Origin of the sequence: Aliirhizobium cellulosilyticum (assembly GCF_014198105.1) — a bacterium.
Lineage (GTDB): Bacteria > Pseudomonadota > Alphaproteobacteria > Rhizobiales > Rhizobiaceae > Neorhizobium > Neorhizobium cellulosilyticum.
The window spans coordinates 142,108-166,025 of sequence record NZ_JACIGW010000004.1 but is presented as its reverse complement, the minus strand read 5'-3'; the positions used below and the strand labels follow the sequence as shown (position 1 = coordinate 166,025).

General features: G+C 60.5%; 20 protein-coding genes. 8 read left to right on the top strand and 12 right to left on the bottom strand.

The features are described from left to right. Positions 1 to 20: 20 nt before the first annotated feature. From GGE33_RS17975 to GGE33_RS27730, 3 genes are all read right to left on the bottom strand, one after another. A complete protein-coding gene (locus GGE33_RS17975; RefSeq protein ID WP_148145126.1) occupies positions 21 to 446 on the bottom strand; it encodes an HD domain-containing protein in 426 nt (141 codons plus the stop codon). A gap of 72 nt (positions 447 to 518) precedes the next feature. Then, positions 519 to 896, bottom strand: coding sequence for a GFA family protein (locus GGE33_RS17970; RefSeq protein WP_183826069.1), 378 nt, complete (start codon positions 894 to 896; stop codon positions 519 to 521). A 121-nt stretch (positions 897 to 1,017) separates the two neighbouring features. Further along, complete coding sequence (locus GGE33_RS27730) at positions 1,018 to 2,118, bottom strand: methyl-accepting chemotaxis protein (RefSeq protein ID WP_183685689.1); 1,101 nt, start codon at positions 2,116 to 2,118, stop codon at positions 1,018 to 1,020. 269 nt (positions 2,119 to 2,387) lie between these two features. Between GGE33_RS27730 and GGE33_RS17960 the strand changes: the two genes are divergently transcribed. The 5 genes from GGE33_RS17960 (at position 2,388) to GGE33_RS17940 (ending at position 7,388) form a co-directional block, all read left to right on the top strand. Further along, positions 2,388 to 2,900 (top strand): hypothetical protein, encoded by a 513-nt coding sequence (locus tag GGE33_RS17960; protein WP_183826066.1) that lies wholly within the window; start codon positions 2,388 to 2,390, stop codon positions 2,898 to 2,900. A 304-nt stretch (positions 2,901 to 3,204) separates the two neighbouring features. Next, positions 3,205 to 4,809 carry an L-lactate permease gene (locus GGE33_RS17955; RefSeq protein WP_183826063.1) on the top strand — a complete coding sequence of 535 codons (1,605 nt, stop codon included), beginning with the start codon at positions 3,205 to 3,207 and terminating at the stop codon, positions 4,807 to 4,809. Positions 4,810 to 4,845: 36 nt separating this feature from the next. Beyond that, positions 4,846 to 5,235 carry a cupin domain-containing protein gene (locus GGE33_RS17950; protein WP_112458259.1) on the top strand — a complete coding sequence of 130 codons (390 nt, stop codon included), beginning with the start codon at positions 4,846 to 4,848 and terminating at the stop codon, positions 5,233 to 5,235. A 182-nt stretch (positions 5,236 to 5,417) separates the two neighbouring features. Continuing rightward, positions 5,418 to 6,542 (top strand): iron-containing alcohol dehydrogenase, encoded by a 1,125-nt coding sequence (locus tag GGE33_RS17945; RefSeq protein ID WP_183826061.1) that lies wholly within the window; start codon positions 5,418 to 5,420, stop codon positions 6,540 to 6,542. 117 nt (positions 6,543 to 6,659) lie between these two features. After that, on the top strand, positions 6,660 to 7,388 hold the full coding sequence (locus GGE33_RS17940) for a GntR family transcriptional regulator (RefSeq protein ID WP_183826058.1): 729 nt from the start codon (positions 6,660 to 6,662) through the stop codon (positions 7,386 to 7,388). Positions 7,389 to 7,420: 32 nt separating this feature from the next. On the opposite strand, the gene lplAB is transcribed toward GGE33_RS17940, so the two are convergent. The 7 genes from lplAB to GGE33_RS17905 form a co-directional block, all read right to left on the bottom strand. Beyond that, positions 7,421 to 8,470 (bottom strand): lipoate-protein ligase LplAB, encoded by a 1,050-nt coding sequence (gene lplAB, locus GGE33_RS17935; protein ID WP_183826055.1) that lies wholly within the window; start codon positions 8,468 to 8,470, stop codon positions 7,421 to 7,423. 44 nt (positions 8,471 to 8,514) lie between these two features. Continuing rightward, positions 8,515 to 9,309, bottom strand: a complete 795-nt coding sequence (locus GGE33_RS17930; RefSeq protein ID WP_183826052.1) for a MetQ/NlpA family ABC transporter substrate-binding protein — start codon at positions 9,307 to 9,309, stop codon at positions 8,515 to 8,517. A gap of 304 nt (positions 9,310 to 9,613) precedes the next feature. Then, entirely contained in the window at positions 9,614 to 10,381 is a 768-nt protein-coding gene (locus GGE33_RS17925; RefSeq protein WP_183826050.1) for a 5-formyltetrahydrofolate cyclo-ligase, read from the bottom strand. A 20-nt stretch (positions 10,382 to 10,401) separates the two neighbouring features. Continuing rightward, positions 10,402 to 12,048: an ABC transporter permease gene (locus tag GGE33_RS17920; protein WP_183826047.1), complete on the bottom strand. Its 1,647-nt coding sequence runs from the start codon at positions 12,046 to 12,048 to the stop codon at positions 10,402 to 10,404. Next, the gene (locus GGE33_RS17915) at positions 12,038 to 12,808 is read right to left on the bottom strand and encodes an ABC transporter ATP-binding protein (protein ID WP_183826045.1); all 771 of its coding nucleotides are present in this window, start codon (positions 12,806 to 12,808) and stop codon (positions 12,038 to 12,040) included. The genes GGE33_RS17920 and GGE33_RS17915 overlap by 11 nt, the downstream gene beginning before the upstream one ends. After that, positions 12,808 to 13,779 (bottom strand): ABC transporter substrate-binding protein, encoded by a 972-nt coding sequence (locus tag GGE33_RS17910; protein ID WP_183826042.1) that lies wholly within the window; start codon positions 13,777 to 13,779, stop codon positions 12,808 to 12,810. Before GGE33_RS17910 ends, GGE33_RS17915 begins: the two co-directional genes overlap by 1 nt. 43 nt (positions 13,780 to 13,822) lie before the next feature. Then, positions 13,823 to 14,560 (bottom strand): 5-formyltetrahydrofolate cyclo-ligase, encoded by a 738-nt coding sequence (locus GGE33_RS17905; protein ID WP_183826039.1) that lies wholly within the window; start codon positions 14,558 to 14,560, stop codon positions 13,823 to 13,825. Positions 14,561 to 14,660: 100 nt separating this feature from the next. On the opposite strand from GGE33_RS17905, the gene GGE33_RS17900 reads away from it, so the two are divergent. The 3 genes from GGE33_RS17900 to GGE33_RS17890 all read left to right on the top strand — a co-directional run bounded on the left by GGE33_RS17900 (position 14,661) and on the right by GGE33_RS17890 (position 20,011). Further along, positions 14,661 to 15,509: a MurR/RpiR family transcriptional regulator gene (locus tag GGE33_RS17900; RefSeq protein WP_148145115.1), complete on the top strand. Its 849-nt coding sequence runs from the start codon at positions 14,661 to 14,663 to the stop codon at positions 15,507 to 15,509. A gap of 144 nt (positions 15,510 to 15,653) precedes the next feature. After that, entirely contained in the window at positions 15,654 to 16,889 is a 1,236-nt protein-coding gene (locus GGE33_RS17895) for an efflux RND transporter periplasmic adaptor subunit (protein WP_183826036.1), read from the top strand. Beyond that, the gene (locus tag GGE33_RS17890) at positions 16,886 to 20,011 is read left to right on the top strand and encodes an efflux RND transporter permease subunit (protein ID WP_183826033.1); all 3,126 of its coding nucleotides are present in this window, start codon (positions 16,886 to 16,888) and stop codon (positions 20,009 to 20,011) included. Before GGE33_RS17895 ends, GGE33_RS17890 begins: the two co-directional genes overlap by 4 nt. Here GGE33_RS17890 and GGE33_RS17885 read toward each other — a convergent pair whose 3' ends face one another. Both GGE33_RS17885 and rbbA read right to left on the bottom strand, forming a co-directional pair. Further along, complete coding sequence (locus GGE33_RS17885) at positions 20,012 to 21,124, bottom strand: ABC transporter permease (RefSeq protein ID WP_183826030.1); 1,113 nt, start codon at positions 21,122 to 21,124, stop codon at positions 20,012 to 20,014. A 3-nt stretch (positions 21,125 to 21,127) separates the two neighbouring features. Then, a complete protein-coding gene (gene rbbA, locus GGE33_RS17880; protein ID WP_183826027.1) occupies positions 21,128 to 23,908 on the bottom strand; it encodes a ribosome-associated ATPase/putative transporter RbbA in 2,781 nt (926 codons plus the stop codon). Between the last annotated feature and the right edge of the window lie 10 nt (positions 23,909 to 23,918).

Sequence of the window (23,918 nt, the reverse complement as noted above, 5' to 3'; positions counted from 1 at the left end):
GAGACAGGCCAAAGTTCCGGTCAAGCCGGATAGGTTTCACCGAGAATGCGAAGGCCTTCGGCAAATTTTCCGCCATCGCCGCCCATCTGGCGCATCTGAGCGAGATTGTCGGTGAGGTCGGCCCGTTTGACCGGGCGGGCCAAAGGGCTTTCGATCGAACGGCGGACGAAGTCGAAATAATCCTCGCCGTCACGCTTGCTCATCGCATCGACAGCATCGATGACCCTTTGTGAAAAACCTTCTTCGCGCAGCCGCTCGAAAGTCCAGCCGGGGCCTTTTTCGACGACGTCGTGAAGCCATGCGACCAGCGTTTCATCCTCTCCCGTTACATGCTCGGCCACACGCCGCACATGATCGATGAACGGGCCGCCCGTTTTGCTGGACTGCCCTTCATGCGCCTTCGTGGCGATGTCGATCGCTTTTTTCAGTTGTGCTTCATAGGTCATCGGGATCTCACCGTGCCATGTTTTGTGCTGGTGAGCAGGCATATCAAAGCAACGTACAAATAGCGATACGGATCAGATACGGTCTTCCTCGAACTGCTCGGCGCCATCCAGCGGTGACAGCCAGTCTTCACGGCGCTTGACCCATAATTCATAGGTTGGCTGGATATCGGTCGGAGCCATGTCCAGTGTGCCGACCCGGATCTCGACCTCATCCTCGGCTGGTTCGGAAAAGATGCGGGCGCCGCAGTTCACGCAGAAGCCACGGCCTTCATAATATCGAACCTCTCCCGATGCCTCGAAGGCATGTGCGGGCCAGATACCGAATGTGGCAAAGACCGAACCGCTTTCCTTGCGGCAATCCATGCAATGGCAAAGCCCGATGCGAATGGGGTCCGATTTAACTTTGTAGCGGACCTTTTCGCACAGGCAGCTTCCGGAGCGGATGATCATGATGCCTCCTCAATCCTCACAGGCTTGAGATAGCGTCTATGCGCGCAACGGCCAGAGGGGATTTCCAGACCTGCGGGCTCGACCTTATCTCGCCCTGGGATTTTTAACGGGAAGCCCAAGGCTACCGGATATTCAGCGCCATGCGTATGTCATCCTCGTTTTCCAGCCGCTGAACGACCACTCCATACCAGCCGAGACCGTCGTAATCTTCGTAACCGAGCGTTCGAGCATAGGCGACGATCGAGCCGTTATTGTCGTAATAGCTGCCGGATGCCTGGCCTCCCGGATTGACGAGTGCGAAATGCGTGAACAGCAGGGCGGGGTTTGTCGTTGCGATGACGCGGCTGTTTCCGTCGAGCAGAAGGACGGTGGTCTTGTCCGCCACATGCGGCGGAAGGTTTGCTTCCTTCTCGACAATCGACTGGCCCTGGTTTTCCCAGTCGAAATAGACGCCGAGTGTACCCAAAAGCTCACCGTCGACTTTGCCCCCGTCACGGATACCTGTTGCATAGACAAGGGCCGTGCGGTTGTCATGCGGACCGGAGCGCTTCACCTCATCGACGACATAATCGTCCCCCGAGGCACAACGGCGGGCGGCAGCGAACCACGGTTCATCCGACAGCGATGTACCAATCAGCTTTCGCTGGAATTTCGGGTTCGCCGAGGCGATCACCTTGCCGGAAAGGTCGGTCATGACGAGATCGAGATAGACGGTGTAAAAGCGGTTGATGACACCCAGGCGTTCCGCTGCGAATGTGCGGCGCTCGGCGGACGGATCATTGAGGGCCTGCCAGAGCGCCGTATCAGTCGCCCACCAGCGGACATCGGCAGTGCGTTCAAAGAGGTTGCGGACGATCAGTTGTACGAGCGTCTGCGCGAGATCCGTGAGCCTTATGCCCTCCATCTCGTGAACCAGAGAATCGGCCATGCTGCGTGTCAGTCCAATGCGGCCGAGCACATTGCTTTCGAATTTGGAGGCAATGTCGGAGGCGATCTGCGCCAGTCGCTGTACCTCGTTGGCGACGACGGCAAATCCCTTGCCCATCTCGCCGGCACGCGCTGCTTCGATCAGCGCATTGATCGCCAGAAGCTTGATTTGCTTGACGACATGAGTGTTGTCGGCGCTGAAACGCTCGAGATCGTTGCCGATGCCGTCGGTTATGACCTGCATTGAACGGGGCGTTGCTGCATGCTGCTGCTTTTCTGCCTGTGCCGGTATCATCTTGCAGATCCTGAACTGAAAAGTGGAGATGTGACAATGTGTCTATATTTTGCACGCCATGGTTTTTGCTTGGTTAATGCTCAGCTTATTTGCTGATAATAAATGCTGTGATTTCCCGTAGCCTCTAAAGCATGGCCGGGTCGAAGTCGGACTGCTGCCAGGCAAAGAATTGCGCAGTGGATATTCTGCTGACGCTCTGGCGGATTCTGGCTGCCGGGAACTTGTACTGAAAGTGAGCGTTAGGCCTGCATCTTTTGATGGAGGTTGTCATGCATGCGCAGTTCCTCGCAATTCTGACAGCAGCATTGGTCCTTCCAATTGGAATGGCCGGTTCGGCAACGGCCGCCGAAGGAGAGTTTTTGAAATCCATCGATGGAAAATGGTCAGGCAAGGGAACAGTTCTGACCCGGATCGGCGGAAAATCTGTTAATGTGAGCTGTAATGTAGATTTTTCTGCAGGCGCTGACGAGCTTGCGATGCAGGGTTCCTGTCGCGCGCTTGCTGTCGTCAGCCGATCCATCTCCGCAGCGCTGAAGGCCTCCGGTACGCGTTATAGCGGAACCTATACAGGGCCTTCGGGCCAGCCCTCTTCGCTTTCGGGAACCCGGCAAGGTGATTCTATAAATCTGGCCGTGCGCTGGGCGAGGAATATCAACGGCGACCGTAAGGCGACGATGACAATCGCCAAACTTGGCGAAAACCGACTGCGGTTGCAGACCATCGATAACGACCCGGCAAGTGGCAAGTCGGTCGTGACCAGCAGAATCGATCTGAGCCAGTAACCGCGTCTCACGCCATTCATTCCTTCGCTAGTTCCGCGATATGGGAACATTCCAGGCGGTTACCGTGCTGTCCGAATGATATCGACTGTCTTGATCTCAAACCATCTCCCAGCGTCAACTTGCCTCATGGCTGCGGCGGGTTGCGCACTTCCCGTCAAATCCAACTGATATATAAGTATACACATCTTGCATGAGATGAGTTCTCTCATCGACCTGGACCGCTTTTAGGGGAGGCGATTTTGGCGGGTGCAAGGCTTTGGGTTGACGCCCGCCTTTGCGGGCAGCGTGGGGAGACGCGCCGAAAATGTTTCAACAGGTTTACGATCCGGTGGCTCAGTCGCTCGGACTGAGTTCGCTCTTTGCGGCCCTGCCGCTTCTGACGATGTTCGTCATGCTCGGAGGGTTCAGGCTGTCGCCGCAGCTTTCCGGTCTATGCTCACTTATCGTCGCGATGGGTGTTGCCATCATCATCTACGGCATGCCGGTTTCGGTCGCCGCCAATTCCGCGCTTTATGGTGCGGCATTCAGTATTCTTCCGATCATCCTGATCATCATCAACGCCATCTGGATCCACAACATGATGGTGAAGTCGGGATATTTCGACATCCTGCGACGCAGTTTCGGGGTGATCAGCACCGACCTGCGTGTACAGTCGATCATCATCGCCTTCTGCTTCGGCGGCCTGCTCGAGGCGCTTGCCGGTGCCGGTACGCCGATTGCGATTGCCGGCGTGATGATGGTGGCAATCGGCATGGATCCGCTGAAAGCCGCACTCTGCGCGCTTGTGGCCGATACCGCGCCGGTTGCCTTCGGGGCACTCGGCGTGCCGATCACCACATTGGCTGCCGTATCCGGCCTGCCTTATGACGAGCTGGGCGCGATCATTGGGCGCCAGACGCCGATCCTTGCAATGTTCATTCCGCTGATCCTCGTCTGGATCGTCGACGGCGGCAGAGGTCTTCGCCAGACATGGCTGCCTGCGCTGGTTGCCGGTTTTGCTTATGCCGTGACGCAGTTCGTCAGCTCGTCCTGGATATCTGTGCCGCTGACGGACGTTCTCGGCGCGCTTGCCGGTGCTGCGGCACTGGTCGCCTTCCTGCAGGTGTGGAAGCCGAAGGAAACTGTCGAATGCGCCATCGTCAATGAAGGCGAAAACTCGAAAATCCCGTTCAACAGCCGCAGTGTTTCGATCGCCTTCCTGCCCTATGTCGCGATCATCGTGATCTTCACGCTGTCGCAGCTCGGGCCGATCGCCCAGGCTCTGTCTGCCGGAGTCAGCAAGTTTGCATGGCCGGGGCTTGCCATTGTCAATCCGACCGGCGGGGCTATCGGCACGTCGCTGTCACTGCCATGGCTGCCGGGTACCGCCACGCTTCTCGGCGTCGCCGGCCTGTTCTCGATGCCTTTCCTGAAGGTTTCGGGCGGTGAGGCGGTGCAGACTTACGGCGCAACGCTCAAGCAGCTCAAATGGGCCATTCCGACGGTTCTCTGCGTGCTCGCCGTCGCATTTGTCATGAACTTTTCCGGACAGACCATCACGCTCGGGCGCTGGCTCGCCACGACCGGACATGCGTTCGCATTCCTGTCGCCGGCCATCGGCTGGATCGGCGTGGCGATTACCGGATCCGACAATTCCGCCAACGCGCTCTTCGGTGCTCTGCAGGTCGCGGCGGCTCATGAAACCGGCCTGTCACCCTCGCTTCTGGCTGCGGCCAACAGCTCCGGTGGCGTGCTCGGCAAGATGATTTCACCGCAAAGCCTGACAATCGGCGCCGCTGCGGTCGGCATCATCGGACGCGAAGGGGATATTTTCCGCAAGACACTTCCCTGGAGCATTGCACTGACGCTCGTCCTTTGCGCGATCGTCTACCTCCAAACGACACCTGTGCTTTCGTGGATGCTTCCATAAAGCTTTGGAATTGATGGATAAATAGGAGAAATAACGATGGTTTACAAAGCAACCAACAAGTCGAAATACTGCTACACGATCGAGGATATTCCGCTGGTGCCGCTGACCGAACAGTCCAGCACGCGCTTCGTCGCTGCAGGCCCCGCCCTGCTCAGCTTCATCACCAACCCTCCCGGATGCGTATTTCCGATGCACAGCCATGAGGCCGTGCAGATCCTGGTCATTCTCGAAGGCACGGAAGAGCATACCTGCGGCGATGAAACCTTCCTGATGGAGGCCGGCGATGTCTGCGTCCATCCGTCGAATGTGCCGCATGGCGGCCGCACGACGACCGGCTTCCGTGGCATCGACATCTTCGTTCCGCCGCGGGAAGACTACCTGCAGCTGATGGCCAAGCATGGCCTTCCAATCGAGGGTCCTAAGTGATATATTAAAATTCAATAGGCTGTCTCTGGCGACCCCTAAGCGCTTTGATGGCTTGATCGGAGGAGCGGATACGGGCGGGGCTGATCACCTCTCCAACTCCGCTCCTTTGTCTTGTCCAAGACGTGGAATTGCCGGCGGCCTATTGGTTTTTGAAGAACGTAAAAGATATTGGAGTGACAAAGATGACGGGTTCGAATTGGAATTTCAGCTTGCCGACCGCGGTTCATTTCGGTTGGGATCGCCTGTCGACCCTACCCGATATGATTTCGAATTTGGGCGGCCGTCATGTGTTTGCGATGATTGGACGCAGCTTTCTCAACCGCGTCGGCGAGGCCGGATTGAAAGAGCTGGTCGGTTCTGCCGAACTCACCATCTTCACTGATATCGAGGAAAACCCGTCGATCCTGACGGTCGATACCGCCGCGGCCCATTGCCGGGACAGCGGTGCAGATGTCGTCGTTGCCATCGGTGGCGGCAGCGTACTGGATGCGGCCAAATGCGTGGCGCTGCTGCAGAAGAATGAAGGCTCCATCCGCGATTATCTTTACCGGGTGAAGAAGCCCGCAGGTCGCGGCCTGCCGCTGATTGCCGTGGCGACGACGGCGGGGACCGGCAGCGAAGTGACGCCGTTTGCCGTCGTTACCGACAAGGAAAAGAATGCCAAACCGGCGATTGCCTATCCGGAGTGCTTTCCGGATCACGCGATCGTCGATCCCGCGCTGACGCTCAGCATGCCGACGGCTGTGGCGGCGTCCACCTCGCTCGATGCGATGACGCAGGCGCTTGAAGGGTTCTGGTCGACCCGCGCCAACGACATGACGCGGGCGATGGCGTTTCGCGCGATCGTGCTGATCTTCCGCAATATCGAGGCGGCCTGCCTCGACAAGGACCGTGATGCGATCGAAAAGGTGACGCTCGGCAGCGTGATCGGCGGAACGCAGATGGCGATGATCGGCAACACGGCGCTGCATCCGCTCTCCTATCCGCTGACGCTGGATTACGATCTACGGCACGGACTGGCCTGCGCGATCTATGTTCCGGCCTTCCTGCGTTTCAACAAACCCGAGCTTGGGCCCTGGTTCGATGACCTTCTGACGGTTCTCGGTTTCGGGATGGTCGAGGAATTCGCGGACGCTTTCGAAGCGAAGATGGAGAAGCTCGGCGCGCCGACACGTCTCTCGGAGCTTGGCGTGACGCGCGAGGCGATCCCCGATATCGTCAAGAACGGCGTGGGCCGGTCGACGGATTTCAATCCGCGCACGCTGACCGCGGAAACCATGGTGGAAATCCTCGAAACCATGCTGTGATCTGAGCGCACCGCGCCTTTGACAAGCCAATCGCTGCCGGGCCATGCTCGGCAGCAAAGAGGGGCGGATTCGCAAGTGCGGCCCGCAATACCAAGAACAAGTGGTGAGAAGGTCTATATGGAGGATACCAATCCCCCGCAGGAGCAGCGAAAAAACCTGGCGAGCATACGCGACGAACTGGACCTGCGCAGTGCCAGCACCTCGGCGCTGATCTATCAGGTCCTGTGGAACGATATCGTGTCGCTGCGCCGTTATCCGGGCGACCCCATCCTGGAAAAGGAGATCGCCGCGCAGTTCGGTGTCAGCCGCACGCCGGTGCGCGAGGCGATCCTGCGGCTGTCGAACGAAAAGCTGATCGAGATCCTGCCGCAATCGGGAACGTTCGTTGCGCGTATCGCGCTCGATACGCTGCCGGAGGCGATCGTTGTCAGAAAGGCGCTGGAGGACGTGACGGTGCGGGCAGCGGCGGTGAAAGCCAACAGGACGCAGATCGCAACGCTGCGCGCCAATCTCGAATTGCAGAAGGTCCAGGCGGCGGAAGCCGATTACGAAGGGTTTCGCAGGACCGACGACCTGTTTCATACGCTGATTGCCGAGGCGGCCGGATATCCCGGTATATGGGAGATCATCAAGTCGGTGAAGATCAAGGTGGACCGTTATTGCCACCTCAGCCTGCCGAAGCCGGGCCGCATCGCGCGGCTGATCAAGGAACATACGGCCATCTTCAATGCCATACGGGACCACGATCCCGACCGCGCGGCAGATGCCATTCACGCCCATCTCGATGCCATCATGACGGGCGTCGAGATGCCGGAAAACCTTGCGGTCTTCACCGTGACGCGGTGAGATTGCCCGGCGCCTCGGCGCCGGGATCGCTGTCACGGGATGTGACGCAGCCACTCCTCGCGGCTAAATTTTTCGGCCGCAAGCTCTTCCGCCGCCGCGTATTCTTCTTCCGAAATCGTGCCCGGCGTGCCGCCGTTCAGCGAAACGAAGGTCTCCTTCATCCGGCGGATGATTTCCTCGCGCGGCAGGCCGGTCTGGCTGCGCAGCGGATCGACGCGCTTCACCGCACTGGTCGTGCCCTTGTCGCTCAGCTTTTCGCGGCCGATGCGCAGGACCTTGACCATTTTTTCGGCATCCATGTCATAGGCCATGGTGACGTGATGGAGGACGGCGCCGGAGGAAAAGCGCTTCTGCGCCGCGCCGCCGATCTTGCCCTTGGAGCTGGAGATGTCGTTGAGCGGCTTGTAGAAGGCGTCGATGCCGAGCGACTGCAGCGCTTTCAGCACCCAGTCGTCGAGGAAGGCGTAGGAATCGGCAAAGCTCATGTCGCGCACCAGCTCTGCCGGTGCGTAGAGCGAATAGGTGACGCTGTTGCCGGGCTCGACCAGCATCGCGCCGCCGCCGGTGACACGGCGGACGGTTTCGATGCCGAGTTCCGCCGTGGCTTCCATGTCCACCTCGTTGCGCAGAGACTGGAAACCGCCGAGAATGATGGCGGGGCGTTCCCATTCCCAGAAACGCAGGCAGGGGCCGCGGCGGCCGGAAGCGACTTCCTTAGCCAGAACCTCGTCCATCGCGAGATGCATGGTGGGGGTGAGCGCAGGCGTTTCGATGATCTGCCATTCGTAATCACGCCATGTGCCGGTGACGCCGAGCGCGCGACGGATGGCGATGGCGACGGCTTCCGGGCTGAAGCCGATCATTTCGGCGCCGGGACGAAGACCGGTGCGGACAGCGGCGATGATGTCTTCCACCGTGGCGGATGCGGAAAGGCCTTCGAGGGAGGCGCGGATGTCGTCCAGCGCTTCTGCCGGTTCGAGGAAGAAATCGCCCGAAACCTGAACCTGCGAGAGGCGTCCGTCGGCAATTTCGAGATCGACGACAACGAGCTTTCCGCCCTGAACCTTGTATTCACCGTGCATCTTCTGGCTTCCCAATCTGAAACTGTCTGCTTTTCGCCGCCCACTTACGGAAAGGAAACGAGGTCTCCGTAAAGCGAGCGAAGCTTTGCCTTTACAGCGTCAGAACCGCGGTAGATGTCAATGAATTTGCGCAGGCGCGGATCGTCGCGCATGTCGGGCCGGGTGACGAACTGGAAGGCGTAGATCGGGTCGTTTTCGAAGATCAGGCCGGAGGCCGGATCGAGACCGGCGAGCTTGGCGAAGGTCGGATAGGTGGCGGCGGCATCGACATCGTCAAGCGCGCGGGCGATCTGCGGGCCGTCGAGCTGGGTGATCTGCAGCGGCTTCACCCACTTGACGACGTCTTCGAGCGTGGCGCGATGGCCGGTACCGGGCTTCAGTTCAACCAGCTTGGCCTGCTGGAGGAGGAGGAGCGAACGACCGGTGTTGACCGCATCTCCCGAAAACGCGATCTGGGCATTGTCGGGCACGTCTGCCAGCGACTTGTATTTCTTCGAATAGAGGCCGAAGGGCGTGGCGTAGGCAGGGGCGACGGCGACGAGATCGCGGCCGCCGGCCTGGTTGGTGAATTCCAGATAGGGGATGTGCTGGAAGAGGTTGGCATCCATCTCGCGATCGGCGACGGCCATGTTCGGCGTGTTCCAGTCGTTGAACTCGGTCAGTTCGACCTTGAGGCCTTGGGCCTTCGCCTCCTCGACGGCCACTTCTGCCGCCTGATTGGAAATGCTGGTGGCAAGCGCGATGCGCAGCGGCTTGTCGTCCTGCGCCATGCTGGCAGAGGCGGTGAGGGAGGATGCGATGAGGATTGCTGCCGAGAGAATATGCCGGAGAGAGACCATGGATGTGCTCGCAAATGGGGTAGGCGCGGCGGCACTGTCACTGCACCGCAGTTTTGCGGTGCTTTACCTCTGTTTGGCGATGCAATCCATGGGGGAAATAAAAATTATACTCGTTGAGTCAAGTTTTTCGATGGGAGCGAAGTTGCCGACGCTTTTTCCGGTAGCCGAGGATTACTGCCAAAGCTGCTTTCGGGGAAGTTGGGTTGCCGCTCATGGTCCAAGCAAATCTCGGCGACACTGAACCGTAAGCCTTGCCAGTGATCTGGACTACCGACATTGCCGTCGGTAGTCGGTAGACGAAAAATCATAGGCCCATGGCCTTCAGCTCCTGCAGCGGCGGGATGGTGTCGAACATGTGCTGGTCGAGGCGATCCCAGATGATGCCGCAGGTCGGCTTGTGTGGGCCCGAAACGTTGATCGCGCGGGTGGGTGTGAAGATCACGTCGACGACGGTGTCGTAGACATCGGGGTTGAGCTTTTCCGACAGGACCTGGCAGTCGTGGACAACGGCGGCGCAGGGGGTTTCGACGGAAATCTTGCCGAGCTGGTAGAGCATGCCCCATTCGGCATCGAAGAAACCGTGACCCTTGCCGAAACGCACGCCTTCCAGATTGATCGCACCGGTGCCGGTGACCATGTAGTCAACATTCGGCAGCTTGGTCTGGATATCGGCAAGCGTCATGTGCTCACCAACGCGTTCCATGCCGTCGAGGGTCGAGGCATAGAGATAGATTTCCGGTGCGATCTTCTTCGGATCGAGAAGCCAGAAGCCGCGCTTGATCGAATAGGTGGTCATCAGCACCAGCTTGCCATCCTTCAGCGCCTGAAGGCGCAGGCGGTCGAGGCAGTTGTCGGGCGTGATGAAGATCAGGCGCGCGTCACGGTAATAGGGGTTGTCGAGTAAGCGCTCGACGGCCGCCTCACCGCCCTCGAAATCGGCGATGAATTCGCCGAAATCGAAATGAAAACGGCTGTCGGCGACGGCGACCTTGCGCAATTCGGTCCAGACCCGTTCGCGCACGGAAGACTTGTGATCGGCGATTTCAGCGTAATTGGACGTCTGAGAGGACATGGGGGTGCTCCTTTAAAACTTTAGGCGGCCGGCTGCATGCCGCGTTTGCGCAGCACCTGCCGTTCGATGACGATGACGATTTGATAGAAGAGAACCGAGATGAGGACCGAAACCACGGCGACCGTCCAGATCATGCCGTAGTCGAGATAACCTCGCGACTGGTTCAGAAGATTGCCGAGCCCGGTGCCGGTGGCGAGCCATTCGGCGATCATCACGCCTAAAAGCGCGCGCGGAACGGCAAGCCGCATGGCGGCGAAGAGATAGGGCAAGGATGCCGGGATGGAGACCAGCCGAAGCTGGGTAAACGGGCTTGCGCCATAAGCGCGCACCACATCGAGCGCCCCGCGCGACACCATGCCGAGGCCCTGCGCCAGCGTGACGAAGGCGGGGAAAAAGGTGACGGAGATGGTGATCCAGAGGATGACCGAGGGGCCACGACCGAGGAGGAGGACGAGCAGCGGTGTCAGGGCCACAAGAGGCATGGTCTGCGTGACGAGCGCCACCGGCATGAACGAGCGGACGATGCCGGGGCGCACGACCGAAGCGAGGGCAAGCGCGAAGGCGAAGGCGAGGCCGGCGGCCATGCCGATCAGCGTCATCGGCAGCGTCTGGCCGAGCGCTGCGAGAAGGCGGGTTTGCGCCGAGGTCGCGGAGGGGGCGATGAAGAGATAGTCGAAGACGCCAGCTGGAGTTTTGGCGATCATGGCCGGTGTGCCAAGGATTTTGAGCAGCAGCCACCAGACGATGAAGGGGAGTGCGATCGAGGCGAGTGTGATGGCGATTGTGGAAAGCCAGTTGCCTTCGGAACGGATGCCGGGCGGCGTTGCCGCGACGGTGACGGCGCGGGTGGAACGGGTGAGGCGGGCTTCTATGAGGGCGAAAATGCCGTAGGCGATCAGCGCGATGGCGGTGGCAGCAAGACCGATGCCCCAAAGACGGGCGGGATCGGCACGGCCGAGCGAGCCGATCAGATAGGCACCGAGGCCGAAACGGCCGCCGCCGCCGAATTCTGCCAGGATCGAGCCAAGCACGGCGGCGGGGGCCGCGATCCGCAAACCGGCGAGGATGGCGGGCAGGGCGGCGCGGATTTCAACGAGGTGCAGGAGGGCAAGACGGCCGCCGCCATAGGCGCGAACGACATCGAGCATGCGCCGGTCGGTCTGGCTGATGCCGGTGACGGTGGCGCTCATGGTGACGAAATAACAGCCGAGGGCCGCGAGCACGACGCGCGGCGTCATGCCGGAAAAGGTCAAAACCAGGATCGGCGAGATGGCGATCGGCGGCAGGGCGAAGATCGCGACATTGAGGCCGCGGCCGAGTCGTGCTGCGACCGGCGAGACGGCGAAGAGAATGCCGGCGAGGATGGCGAGGCCATTGCCGATCAGGAAGCCGAGGGATGCGCCCTGAAAGGTGGCAAGGATATGCAAGGGATAATCACCGCGATCCGACCAGAAGCGGATGAGGACTTCGGTCGGGGCAGGCAAAGCGCCGCCGGCGACGAGCTTGAAGCGGCCGAGAACTTCCCAGAGGACGAGCAGGATCGCCGCGTTTCTGAGTGCGGACCAGTGGCGGAAGCCGGGTTCGCCTTTGGCCTTCCCAAAGGGCGTTCCATGCGGTGTTTTCCTGCTGGTTCCGGAGGAAGCTCCAAGCGCCGTCTCAGTGGCCATCCAGAGCCTCCGCGACCTGATCTTCGAGCGCGTGGAATTCCGGTGTGGTAAAAATTTCCGGCAGGCGAGGGCGGGCGAGCGGGATATCGACAACCTTGCCGATGCGGCCCGGTCGGCTTTGCATGACGACGACACGGTCGGCGAGGAAGACGGCCTCGTCTATGCCGTGGGTGACAAGCAGCGTCGTTGCGCGGTTCTTCATCCAGATGCGCTGCAGCTCGATATTCATCTGGCGGCGCAGGATCTGGTCGAGCGCGCCAAAAGGTTCGTCGAGGAACAGGACTTTCGGATCGGTGACGAGGGCACGGGCAATCGCCACGCGCTGGCGCATGCCACCGGACAGTTCGCCGGGCAGCGACTTCTCGAAACCCTTGAGGCCGACGAGGTCGATCAGGCCGGCGATCTTTTCGGCAAAATCGGAGCGCTTGCGGCCGAGGACGTCGAGAGGCAGGGCGATATTGTCCTCGACACTGCGCCAGGGCATCAGGGCCGCGTCCTGGAAGGCGACGCCGGTGAGGCCGGCTTTTGCCGCCTGCTGCGGTTTCATGCCGGCAATGCCGATCTCGCCAGCGGTCGGCTCATCGAGACCGAGTGCGAGGCGCAGCATGGTGGACTTGCCGCAGCCGGACGGGCCGATCAGCGCGGTGAACGAGCCTGCCGGGCAATCGAGAGAAACATTGTCGAGCGCCTGAACGACAGTCCCGCGCCCCTGAAAGGAGCGCGAGACAGTTTCAAGCGTGATGCCGGTATTCGAGATCATCAAACTTCTTCGAGAACGGTGGTGTCGAAATATTCGCGCTTGGCGGTGATTCCGACGGCGGCGAGCGCCTCGATATTGGCGGCAATCGCTTCGTCGCTCATCGAGAAGATGCCGTTGGCGTTTTCGATCAGCGGCTTCTGCGCAGTGTTGAAATAGACCTCGTTTTCGATCGAACGGCCGGTGCCCTTGAACCAGGTGTCGGCAAAGGTCTTGGGGAAGGCAGCCGGGTCCTTGAGGTTTTCTTCCCAGCCCTTGCGGCTGGCCTTGACGAAGGCAACGATTTCCTTGCGCTTTGTCTTCAACACTTCTTCGGTGACGACGACGGTGTCGTTGAAGATGGTGAAGCCGAAGTCATAAAGCAGGAAGGAGGTTGCTTCCTCGCCGGCCTGTTTGATGGTGAAAGGCACGTTGGTGGTGAAGTCGACGGAAGCGTCGATCTCGCCCTTGATCAGCGGGGTCGGGTCGTAGGCGTAGGGCACGATGTTGACCTGCGCGCGGTCGATGCCGGAGATCTTCAGCATGGCTTCGACCGAGATGACGTTGACCGGCGGAACGGCGAGCGTCTTGCCGATCAGGTCCTTCGGCTCCTTGATCGGGTTCTTGGCCAGAGACACGATGCCGATCGGGTTCTTCTGGTACTGGGCGCCGATGATCTTGAAGGGCGCGCCCTGTTCGACGATCGCCTTGATCGTGGTGTCGGGCGTCGTCAGCGTCAGGTCGGCCTTGCCGGCGATTATCGAGCTTTCCGGGATGACGTCCGGGCCACCGGAAAGATATTCCAGCTCAAGGCCTGCTTCCTTGTAATAGCCCTTGTCGGCGGCGAGGAAATAACCAGCGAATTCGGCATCGTTGATCCACGAGGCCTGGAAGTTGAACGGGGTGGCGGCGGAGGCCATGTGGCCCATCATCGGCATGGTCGCGGCAGCGCCCATCAGGCCCATGAAATGGCGACGGTTGAGGGAAAGATGCATCGGGCTGTTCCTTATTGTCGGGGTGAAGTCTTGAAATCCTGGGTCAGGCGATGCCGCGCATGCGGGCAAGTTCTTTCAGCGGCGGCGTATCGGCGATCTCGTCACGCGTCAGCTGCTCCCACTTGATGCCGCGGGGGCGCCGGTTGTGGCGCTCGACCGTTGCAAGGCGGCTCGGGGTGGCGATGAAATCCACCTGGATGTCGGTTTCGCTGGGGCTCAGCTGTTCATCGACCACCTGCACGTCATGGACGATTGCCGCGACCGGCGTCTTTTCGTCTACGAGGCCCAGATCGGTGAACATGCCCCATTCGAGATCGAAATAGGTGTGGCCCTTGCCGAAACGAATGCCGTCCTTGGTCACCGCCGATGCGCCGGTGGCAAGCAGGTCGAACCGGCCGATCCCGGTCAGTTCCTCAAGGCTGATGGGGCGGGCAAAATACTCCATTCCATCCAGCCATGCCGCAAATGGAGCGGCTTCCGGCGGAACAATGCCGGGGGCCATGTAGAGAAAACCGCGCTGCATGTTGTAGGTCGACATGACGAAGGCTTTGCCCTCGACGATCAGCCGACGGCGCAACTCGGTCATGGAATTGTCGGGTGTGACGAAGGCGAGTTTGGAGTGGGCGAAGGCCGGCAGGGCCGTCAGCCGATCGGTCGCCTGCTCGACGCCTTCGAAATCGGGAATGAACTCGCTGAAGCTTAGATGGAAGCGCGTGTCAGGGCGTGCGACAGCCTTAAGGTTGTCCCATATTCTCTGACGGATGACGCGTGGTTGTGCCATCATGGCCTCTGTTTCAATGTTTCATAATTGTGAAACAATAGTTTCATTGTTGCAAGAGGGGTGCTAATCTTTTTATGCAGAGCGGCAAACCGGAGAAATCATGGCCTCGCGTCTCGTCTTGCGCATTCAGGAACGCTACCAGCGGCTGACGGCCGGTGAGCAGAAGCTTGCCCAGCTGATCCTCGACCGGCAGGACGATATCCTGACCCATTCGGCAACCGAGATCGCAGAGATGGCCGGAGTATCGAAGGCAACCGCCGCGCGTTTCTTCCAGCATCTCGGCTATGCGGATTTTAACGAGGTAAAGCTTCAAGCGCGTGAAGAGCGCAACCGCACGGAGCCATACGGCTATTCCGTGACGCAGTCGGAACAGGTGGCGCTCGGGCGGACGATCGGCGCGCATCTGGAACTCGAGTTGAAAAATCTCACCAAGACATTCGAGGAGATGCGCTCCGACAAGGTGCGACAGGCCGCCGAACTGATCGGTGCTGCGCCAAAAGTGTGGGTTCTCGGGCTTGGTGTGGAAGAGGGCGTGGCGCGCTATGCGCGGCTGGTCTTTTCGCGTCTCAGGCACAGCGTCATGATCCTCGGCATCAACCAGGGATCCTGGGCGGAAGATCTTGCAATGACCGGGCCGAAGGACGTACTGCTTCTGGTGACCTTGCCACCGCACCAGCCGATCCTGAAACCGATCCTCAGCCATGCTGCGACGAGCCGTCTCAACATCATCACCATTACCGACCGAAATTCGATGCTGGAAGCGCAGCGATATTCGAATGTTGTATTGCCTTGCCATGTGGCGAGTTTTGCGCTCGGCCCCTCGCATACGACTATTCTGAGCACAGTGAGGCTGCTGGCGCTGACCTATGCGGCGCATGCCGGGCGTTCGGCCCAGCAACGCGCCGAGATTATTTCGGCAATCCATGAAGAGCTTGGCGATCTTTACTGATCGAATGTTACGTTTTTGCTTCATGAGATCCCGCGCATCCTTACCAAGATTTAATCCGCAGGCCGCTGTGTTCGCTGGCTTTTCGCCGTTTTGAGCGCAATATCCTCCTCCACAGAGGCAAGGCCCTGATGGAGAACTACCGGCATGAAGAAGATCTGGATCGTGGCTTGTTTTGCCGTAGTGGCAGCTGCCGGATGGCATTTTCGAGCGCAGCTTCCCTTTCTCGATCAGCTCAATCCGCAAGCTTCGGCGGATAAGACGGCAGCAAACGAGCAATCGCAGGATGGTGGCCGGAACGGGCAGCGTGGGCGAGGCAATGGCCAGCCCCCTGTAGTCAAGACCGTTGCTGCCGTGAAGATGACTTTGCCGCTCGATGTCACTGCCACGGGCGCAGCCGTTGCCGATGAAAACACCACGATCGCAGCGCAGGAAGCTGGAACGGTGCTTTCCATCGCCGCGCGTGATGGTGATGTGGTCAAGGCCGGCGACCTGATCGCCAAGCTGGATGATCGCAGCCTCGTGGCGGCACTCGACAAGGACAAGGCACTGCTGGCGCGGGATCAGGCAACGCTGAGGGGGGCCGAGACCGCGCTTGCCCGGGCGAAAACGCTCGTCGATCGCAGTGCCGGCACGCAGCAATCGGTCGACGAGGCGCAGGCCACGCGCGATACCAGCGCCGCAACGGTCCAAAGCGACAAGGCAACGATCGCAGCCGATCAGGTCAATTTAGAGCACACCGAAATCCGCGCGCCTTTCGAAGGGCGTCTCGGCGATATCGCGGTCAGTGTCGGTGCCTATCTCGGGGTCGGATCCACCGTGGTGACGATCGAGAAATATGACCCGATCTATGTCAGCTTCCATCTGCCGGAAGGGTATCTCGGCGAATTGCGCCGGGGATTTTCGGGTGGTGAAATTACCGTCGATGCGCTGCCTCAGTCTTCGTCGGATGAGGTCGTTTCCGGCAAGCTCAGCTTCTTCGACAACACGGTGGACACGGCCTCGGGTACCATTCTGGCAAAGGCGCAGTTCAATAATCCGGGTGGAGAGCTATGGCCTGGCCAGTCCGTCAACGTGACGGTGCATTTCAACGGCGGTGAAGAGAATATCGTGGTGCCGACCGTTGCGGTCAATCCGGGTGCCGACACTCCCTTCATCTACACGATCGGGGATGACAGGAAGGCCCACAAGACGCTGGTGACGGTTTCCCGCTCCAACGGAAGCGATACGGCAATCACCAAGGGGATAGAGGACGGTGCTCACGTCGTCGTGGAAGGGCAGTCGCAGCTTGCCGATGGGGCGACGGTTCATGAGGATTTTTCGAACGCCGGCCGGGAAACTGCCTCGGTCAATAGCGTGATTGAACCGGGGGCAAGCAATTGATCTCCGAATTCTGCATTAGGCGTCCCGTCGCCACCACGCTTCTTGCCATCGGCGCGATATTGGCCGGTCTTGCCGGATACCGGATGTTGCCGGTCGCGGCGTTGCCGCAGGTGGATTTTCCGACGATCAATGTGTCCTCGTCGTTGAGCGGTGCTTCGCCCCAGACGATGGCGACGGCAGTTTCCACGCCGCTGATCAAGAAATTCGAGACCATTCCGGGCATCAGCGAAATCAGCGCGACCAACTCGCTCGGCAGTTCCTCTATCGTGCTGCAATTCGATCTGAGCCGCAATATCGATGCCGCCGCCGCCGACGTGCAGGCGGCGATCTCGCAGGCAAGCCGGCAATTGCCGGACAACATGACGACGGCGCCGAGCTATCGCAAGACCAACCCGGCGGATGCGCCGGTGCTGCTTCTGACCGTCAAAAGCGACAGCCTGCCGCCGAGCAAGGTGGACGAGATCGCCGAGAACGTCATCTCGCCGATGCTTTCGACACTGCCCGGCGTTGCCGAAGTGTCGATCTTCGGGGCGAAGACGTATGCCGTTCGTGTCGAGGTTGACCCGGACAAGCTGCAGGCGCGCGGGCTCGGTGTGCAAAGCGTGACAAACGCGATCGAGGCCGCCAACAGCCAGGCGCCGGTCGGCTCGCTGCAGAATGGCAGCCAGAAGCTGACGATCAATGCCGACACCCAGCGCACCAACGCGCAAGAATTCCGTTCGCTGGTGATCGCCTCGCCCAACGGTGCGCCGATCCATCTCGGGGACATCGCGCGGGTGGAGGACAGTGTCGAAAACCTCGATGCGGGCAGCTGGTATGACGGCCAGTCGGCCATCGTGCTTGCCGTGCAGCGCCAGCCGGATGCGAATACGGTTGCCGTCGTCGATGCGGTGAAAGCCAAGCTGCCGGCGCTGACGGCAGAGCTTCCGGCATCGGTGCAGCTCAATGTGATGAACGACTCGTCCGTTTCGATCCGTGAATCGATCTCCGATGTGCAGTTCACGCTCGGGCTGACGATCGCGCTGGTCGTGCTGGTGATCTATCTCTTTCTCGGGCGTGTTTCGGCGACGATCGTGCCGGCGCTTGCGGTGCCGCTGTCGCTGGTCACGACGTTCGGGGCCATGTACCTGCTCGGCTACAGTATCGACAATATCTCGCTTCTGGGGCTGACGCTTTCCGTAGGCCTCGTGGTCGACGACGCGATCGTGATGCTCGAAAACATCATGCGGCATATCGAGGACGGCATGCCGGTGCGGCAGGCGGCGCTGCAGGGGGCCGCGGAGGTCAGTTACACGATCGTCTCGATGTCTATCTCGCTGATTGCCGTGTTCATCCCGATCTTGCTGATGGGCGGGGTGGTCGGCCGGCTGTTCAATGAGTTCGGCATGGTGGTTGCTCTTGCGATCGTCGCTTCGGCCATCGTGTCGCTGACGGTGACGCCGATGCTCGGATCGCGGATGTCGGACCGGCATCACCGCCCGAGCCTGATCGTCAGGATATTCGATCGCGGTTTCGACAAGACGTTGCGCGGTTATGATCGCTCGGTTGGCTGGTGTCTCAGGAACCGGACGGTGATCATGCTGGTCTTCCTGGCTTCGGTCGGTGGCTCGATCTACCTGTTCAAGACGCTGCCGAGCAGTTTCTTCCCGACCGAGGATATCGGCCGGCTTTCGGTTTCGACCCGCGCGCGCGAGGACATTTCCTATACGGCGATGCGCGACCTGCAGGCGCAGGTCGTGGCTGCGATCCGCGCCAACCCGGCGGTCAACCACGTGACTTCTACGGTCGGCGGCAACAGCCGAAGCCCACTCAATAACGGCACGATCTTTGTCGAGTTGAAAGACCGCGACGCAAGACCGCCATTGCAGCAGACGCTGCAGGAACTGCGGCAGGCGACGGGCAAGATCGCCGGTATAAGAGCTTTCATCACGCCGCAGCAGAGCCTGCGTTTCGGCGGGCGCAGCACGGCCAGCCAGTACCAACTCGTCGTCCAGGCCCTGAAGGTGGACGATACGAATGAATGGTCTGGCAAGCTGCAGGATGCGATGCGCAAGGACCGGCAGCATTTCACCGACGTGACGTCGGATGCACAGAACAACGCGATCGAGGCCGATATCAAGGTCGATACGGAAAAGGCTGCCCGTTTCGGCATTACCGACGACACGTTGCGCAAGTCGCTGCAGATGGCGTTCGGCGGGTATAATGCTGCTGAAATCCAGTCGACGGGTGACAGTTACGAGGTGATCGTCGAGTTCGACACCAGCCGGCAGTGGAACGACCAGTTGCTGCAGCAGGTGCGGGTCATGTCTTCCAACGGCACGCTGGTGCCATTGTCGAACTTTGCCCATGTGGAGCGGAAAACCGCGCCGGTGACGATCAGCCAGACCGGCCAGCTCGTTTCAACGACGATTTCGTTCAACCTGCCGGAAAATGTCTCGCTCAGCGATGCGACGGCCGCGATCGACCAGATCAAGGCATCGATGGATATGCCGGCCGACGTGTTCACTTCATACGGCGGCACGGCGCAGATTTTCCAGCAGAGCCAGGGCAATACGCCGCTGCTGATCCTTGCGGCGGTTCTCACCATCTATGTCGTGCTCGGGGTGCTCTATGAAAGCTTTATCCACCCGCTGACCATTCTTTCAGGCCTGCCGGCGGCGGCGTTCGGTGCGCTTCTGGCGCTGAAATTGTTCGGTTTCGATCTCTCGATCATCGCATTGATCGGGCTTCTGATGCTGATCGGCATCGTCAAGAAGAACGCCATCATGATGATCGACGTGGCGGTGGAGACGATGCGGGAGAAGGGGGAGAGTGCCGCGGCCGCGATCCATGAGGCAAGTGTGCGGCGTTTCCGGCCGATCATGATGACGACCTTCTGTGCGCTGCTCGGTGCCCTGCCAATCGCGATCGGCGGCGGCGCGTCTTCGGAGCTTCGCCAGCCGCTCGGCGTCGCGGTGGTCGGCGGTTTGATCGTCAGCCAAGCGTTGACGCTGTTCATCACGCCGGTGATCTTCGTCGAGATGGACCGTTTCGGCCGGTTCCTCAGCCGCCTTGGCCGGCGGAAGGACGAGGATCGGACCGAGAGCAATGACGACCACCGTCCGGCAATCGCTGCGGAATGACTATCTGAGGAAACGTCTGAAACGGCGTAGCGCCAGCCAGAACAGCACGGAGCCGATGACCAGCAGCGCCAGAAGCTGCGGCCAGACGACGTCGAGCTGTGCGCCGCGGAACAGCACTGCCTGGGCGAGGATGACGAAATGCGTATTGGGGGCGAGAAGCATGATGTACTGGATGATATCCGGCATGCTTTCGCGCGGTGTCATAGCGCCCGACAATACCTGAAGCGGCAATAGCACGAGGATCAGCAACAGGCCGAATTGCGGCATGGAGCCTGCGACGGTCGCTAGAAATATGCCCATCGAGGTAGTGGCGAACAGGAAGAGCGCCGTGCCGAGCAGGAAGACGGCGGGCGAGCCTTCGATCGGGATTGCCAACAGCCCTTTGACGATGACGAACAGGGCGAAGCTGGAGGCCAGAAGCACGACGAGGCCCATCGACCAGATCTTGCTGATCATGATTTCCGTCGGCGTGACCGGCATGACCAGCAGATGCTCGATCGTGCCGTGTTCGCGTTCGCGGATGAGGGCGGCACCGGTCAGGACGATCGACAGCATGGTGATCGATGTGATGATGTTGGTGATCGAGCCGAACCAGGATTTGTCGAGCGACGGATTGAAGCGTGCCCGGAGCGTGAGATCCACCGGGACGCTGCTTGCGCCGCGGTAACGATTGAGGAATTCGCCGACCTCGTTTGAAACGATCGTCTGGATATAGCCGCTGCCGCTGAAGGCCTGGCTCATGCGGGTCGCATCGACATTGAGCTGGATGACTGGCTGCTGATTGGCCAGCACATCGCGCTGGAAATCCGGCGGGATGTTGAGCGCGAATGTGTCGAGACCGGCATCCATGCGGCTGTCCATCTCGGCGATCGAGATCTGTTTCGGGGGGACGAAATAGGGAGGCATGAAGGCGGTACTGATGCGGCCCGATAGCGGCGACTGGTCCTCATCGACAATGGCGACGGCGGCATTGTTGAGCGTCTCGGGCATGGCGCTCGAGCCGGTATAGATCTGCAGACTGAAGGCGTAGACGATCAGCAGAAGCAGCATCGGATCGCGGGCGAGACCACGCAATTCCTTGAGGCCGAGCTGAAAGATGTTGGACGAGAACATGGGTCAGCTCTCCTGCTTCTTGAGAAGCACCGCTCCGAGCGCGGCCAGAATGGGGATGGCGATCAGAAGCGGCACGAAGGAACCGGCCAGCCCGGCGAAATCGAGCGCCTTGGAGAATGTGCCGCGCGAGATCGTCATGAAATAGCTGGTCGGGTAGATCTGGCCGATCAGGGCGCCCGCACCCTGAAGCGACGAGACCGGGTCGGTCATGCCGGAATATTGGGTGGCCGGGATCAGCGTCAGAAGCGCTGTCCCGAAGATCGCGGCGATCTGGCTCGACATGAAGGTGGACATCAATATGCCGATCGAGGTGGCGATGATGACGTAGAGCAGCGCAGCCGTCGCATAGGTGATGAAACTGCCGGTGAAGGGCACGCGAAAAATCAGCGTGGCGAAGGCGACCAGCAGCAGGAAATTCAGCATGCCGAGGACGATATAGGGCAATTGCTTGCCGAACAGGAATTCCAGCCGGGTTACCGGCGTCACGTAGAGATTGATGATCGAACCCAGTTCCTTTTCCCTGACGACGCTGAGAGCTGAGAGCATGGCGGGGATGAGGATCAGCAGAAGCGGGATGACCGCCGGCACCATCGCGACGAGGCTTTTGACGTCGGGATTGTAGCGGAAGCGGGTTTCGATGGAGAAGGCCCCTTGCGTGGCCGCGGCCCCGTTGATCTCCTTCGCCTTGCGGTTCAGCCAGTTGGCATGCATACCCTGCACATAACCGCTGACGGTTTCGGCCCGCTGCGGCATGGCGCCGTCGATCCAGGCGCCGATCTCGACGGTGTCGCCGCGCAGCACGTTGCGGCCGAAGCCGGGCGGGATCTCGATCGCCAGACTGATCTCGCCTTCCCGCATCCGCTTGTCCATGTCGGCATAATCGCGGATCGGCTCCTTCTCGATGAAATAGCGCGAGCCGGCGATATCCAGCACATAGTCTCGGCTGATCGTACTGTCGTCGCGGTCGAGCACGGCAAATGTCAGGTCCTCGACATCCATGTTGATGCCGTAGCCGATGACGAACATCAGGATGACGCTGCCGAGCACGGCGAGCGTGGCGCGGATCGGATCGCGCTGCAGTTCCAGTGTTTCGCGTCGCGTATAGCTGAACATGCGGCGGAAATCGAAGAGGCGGCGCTTTTTCTGGGCGTGGGTGTCGTGCGAGAGGACCAGCTTTGCTGGAGCCGGATCAGCTTTCTTTTCAGTCTTGTCGGATGGCGTGATGCCGGAAGCCTCTTCCAGATAGGCGATGAAGGCTTCTTCGAGCGTTGCGGCATTGCGGCTTCTGGCGATCCCGTCCGGCGTGTCGCTGATCAGCACCTTGCCGGCATGCATGAGCGAGATGCGGTCGCAGCGTTCCGCCTCGTTCATGAAATGGGTGGAGATGAAGATGGTGACGTTATCCTTGCGGGAGAGATCGGCAAGGATCTGCCAGAAGGCGTCGCGGGCGATGGGATCGACGCCGGAGGTCGGCTCGTCGAGGATCAGCACATCCGGCGCATGGATCATCGCAACCGCAAGTGACAGGCGCTGACGGATGCCGAGCGGCAGGCCATCGGGCAGCGTTTCCATCACATCGGCGAGGCCGAAGCGGCTGGCCATCTCGTCGATCCGCGCCGGAATCTTGTCTTCCGGCAGCTTGAACAGGCGGGCGTGCAGGTCGAGGTTCTGGCGGACGGTGAGTTCGCTGTAGAGCGAGAAGGCCTGGCTCATGTAACCGACGCGGCGGCGCACGGCCATGTCGCTGGCATCGACCGTGCGGCCGAAGAGCTTTGCCTCACCTTCGCTGGCGGCCAGAAGCCCGGTCAGCATTTTCATCGTCGTCGACTTGCCGCAGCCATTGGAGCCGAGAAAGCCGAAGATCTCGCCGCGCGGGATCTGGAAGCTGACATTGTCGACGGCGGTAAAGCTGCCGAAGCGCATGCTGAGATGGCTGGCCTCGATGGCGTATTCCTCTGCACCGTCATGCTGGCGCGGCGGGATGACGACATCGACATGGCCGCGGCGCTCGGCTTCTGGCAGGAGTGCGATGAAGGCGGCGTCGAGATTGTCGGTGCGGGTGCGCGACAGCAGTTCGGCCGGCGTGCCGGTATCGAGTACCTTGCCGGCATTCATCGCGACAAGCCAGTCGAAGCCGGCGGCCTCTTCCATATAGGCGGTGGCGACGATGACGCTCATGCCGGGGCGGCCGGCGCGGATCGTATCGATCAGTTCCCAGAACTGTCTTCGGGAAAGAGGGTCGACGCCGGTCGTCGGTTCGTCGAGGATCAACAGATCCGGATCATGGATCAGGGCGCAGCAGAGGCCGAGTTTCTGTTTCATGCCGCCTGAAAGTTTTGCGGCAGGCCGGTCGGCGAAGGGGCCGAGGCCGGTGCTTTCGAGCAGTTCCCTGATGCGTGCTTCGCGCTCGGCCTTGTCCTGGCCGAACAGGCGGGCGAAAAAGTCGACATTCTCGAAGACCGACAGGGTCGGGTAAAGGTTCTTGCCCAGCCCTTGCGGCATATAGGCGATCTTCGGGCAGGTCGCATCGCGATGGCGGGCATCCGCCATGTCACCGCCGAGCACCTCGACCTTGCCCTTCTGGATCGCGCGGGCGCCGGAGACGAGCGACAGCAGGCTCGACTTGCCGACGCCATCCGGCCCGATCATCCCGACCATGCAGCCGGAGGGTATATCGATCGACACGTCATCGAGCGCGACCGTCTTCTTGTAGGCAAGCGATACCTGCTGCAGCCGGACGACCGGCTTGCTGTCGCTTGGGGCGTGTTTGTCGACGGCGTCCATATCGGCGCCG

What these genes read in the sequence shown, in the direction of transcription:
- GGE33_RS17925 (WP_183826050.1), bottom strand. Translation starts at nt 10,381, where the DNA reads ATGTCCTCTCAGACGTCCAATTACGCTGAAATCGCCGATCACAAGTCT.
- GGE33_RS17930 (WP_183826052.1), bottom strand. Translation starts at nt 9,309, where the DNA reads ATGGTCTCTCTCCGGCATATTCTCTCGGCAGCAATCCTCATCGCATCC.
- GGE33_RS17950 (WP_112458259.1), top strand. Translation starts at nt 4,846, where the DNA reads ATGGTTTACAAAGCAACCAACAAGTCGAAATACTGCTACACGATCGAG.
- lplAB (WP_183826055.1), bottom strand. Translation starts at nt 8,470, where the DNA reads ATGCACGGTGAATACAAGGTTCAGGGCGGAAAGCTCGTTGTCGTCGAT.
- GGE33_RS17915 (WP_183826045.1), bottom strand. Translation starts at nt 12,808, where the DNA reads ATGATCTCGAATACCGGCATCACGCTTGAAACTGTCTCGCGCTCCTTT.
- GGE33_RS17910 (WP_183826042.1), bottom strand. Translation starts at nt 13,779, where the DNA reads ATGCATCTTTCCCTCAACCGTCGCCATTTCATGGGCCTGATGGGCGCT.
- GGE33_RS17975 (WP_148145126.1), bottom strand. Translation starts at nt 446, where the DNA reads ATGACCTATGAAGCACAACTGAAAAAAGCGATCGACATCGCCACGAAG.
- GGE33_RS17960 (WP_183826066.1), top strand. Translation starts at nt 2,388, where the DNA reads ATGCATGCGCAGTTCCTCGCAATTCTGACAGCAGCATTGGTCCTTCCA.
- GGE33_RS17905 (WP_183826039.1), bottom strand. Translation starts at nt 14,560, where the DNA reads ATGGCACAACCACGCGTCATCCGTCAGAGAATATGGGACAACCTTAAG.
- GGE33_RS27730 (WP_183685689.1), bottom strand. Translation starts at nt 2,118, where the DNA reads ATGATACCGGCACAGGCAGAAAAGCAGCAGCATGCAGCAACGCCCCGT.
- GGE33_RS17945 (WP_183826061.1), top strand. Translation starts at nt 5,418, where the DNA reads ATGACGGGTTCGAATTGGAATTTCAGCTTGCCGACCGCGGTTCATTTC.
- GGE33_RS17900 (WP_148145115.1), top strand. Translation starts at nt 14,661, where the DNA reads ATGGCCTCGCGTCTCGTCTTGCGCATTCAGGAACGCTACCAGCGGCTG.
- GGE33_RS17920 (WP_183826047.1), bottom strand. Translation starts at nt 12,048, where the DNA reads ATGGCCACTGAGACGGCGCTTGGAGCTTCCTCCGGAACCAGCAGGAAA.
- GGE33_RS17940 (WP_183826058.1), top strand. Translation starts at nt 6,660, where the DNA reads ATGGAGGATACCAATCCCCCGCAGGAGCAGCGAAAAAACCTGGCGAGC.
- rbbA (WP_183826027.1), bottom strand. Translation starts at nt 23,908, where the DNA reads ATGGACGCCGTCGACAAACACGCCCCAAGCGACAGCAAGCCGGTCGTC.
- GGE33_RS17885 (WP_183826030.1), bottom strand. Translation starts at nt 21,124, where the DNA reads ATGTTCTCGTCCAACATCTTTCAGCTCGGCCTCAAGGAATTGCGTGGT.
- GGE33_RS17955 (WP_183826063.1), top strand. Translation starts at nt 3,205, where the DNA reads ATGTTTCAACAGGTTTACGATCCGGTGGCTCAGTCGCTCGGACTGAGT.
- GGE33_RS17895 (WP_183826036.1), top strand. Translation starts at nt 15,654, where the DNA reads ATGAAGAAGATCTGGATCGTGGCTTGTTTTGCCGTAGTGGCAGCTGCC.
- GGE33_RS17970 (WP_183826069.1), bottom strand. Translation starts at nt 896, where the DNA reads ATGATCATCCGCTCCGGAAGCTGCCTGTGCGAAAAGGTCCGCTACAAA.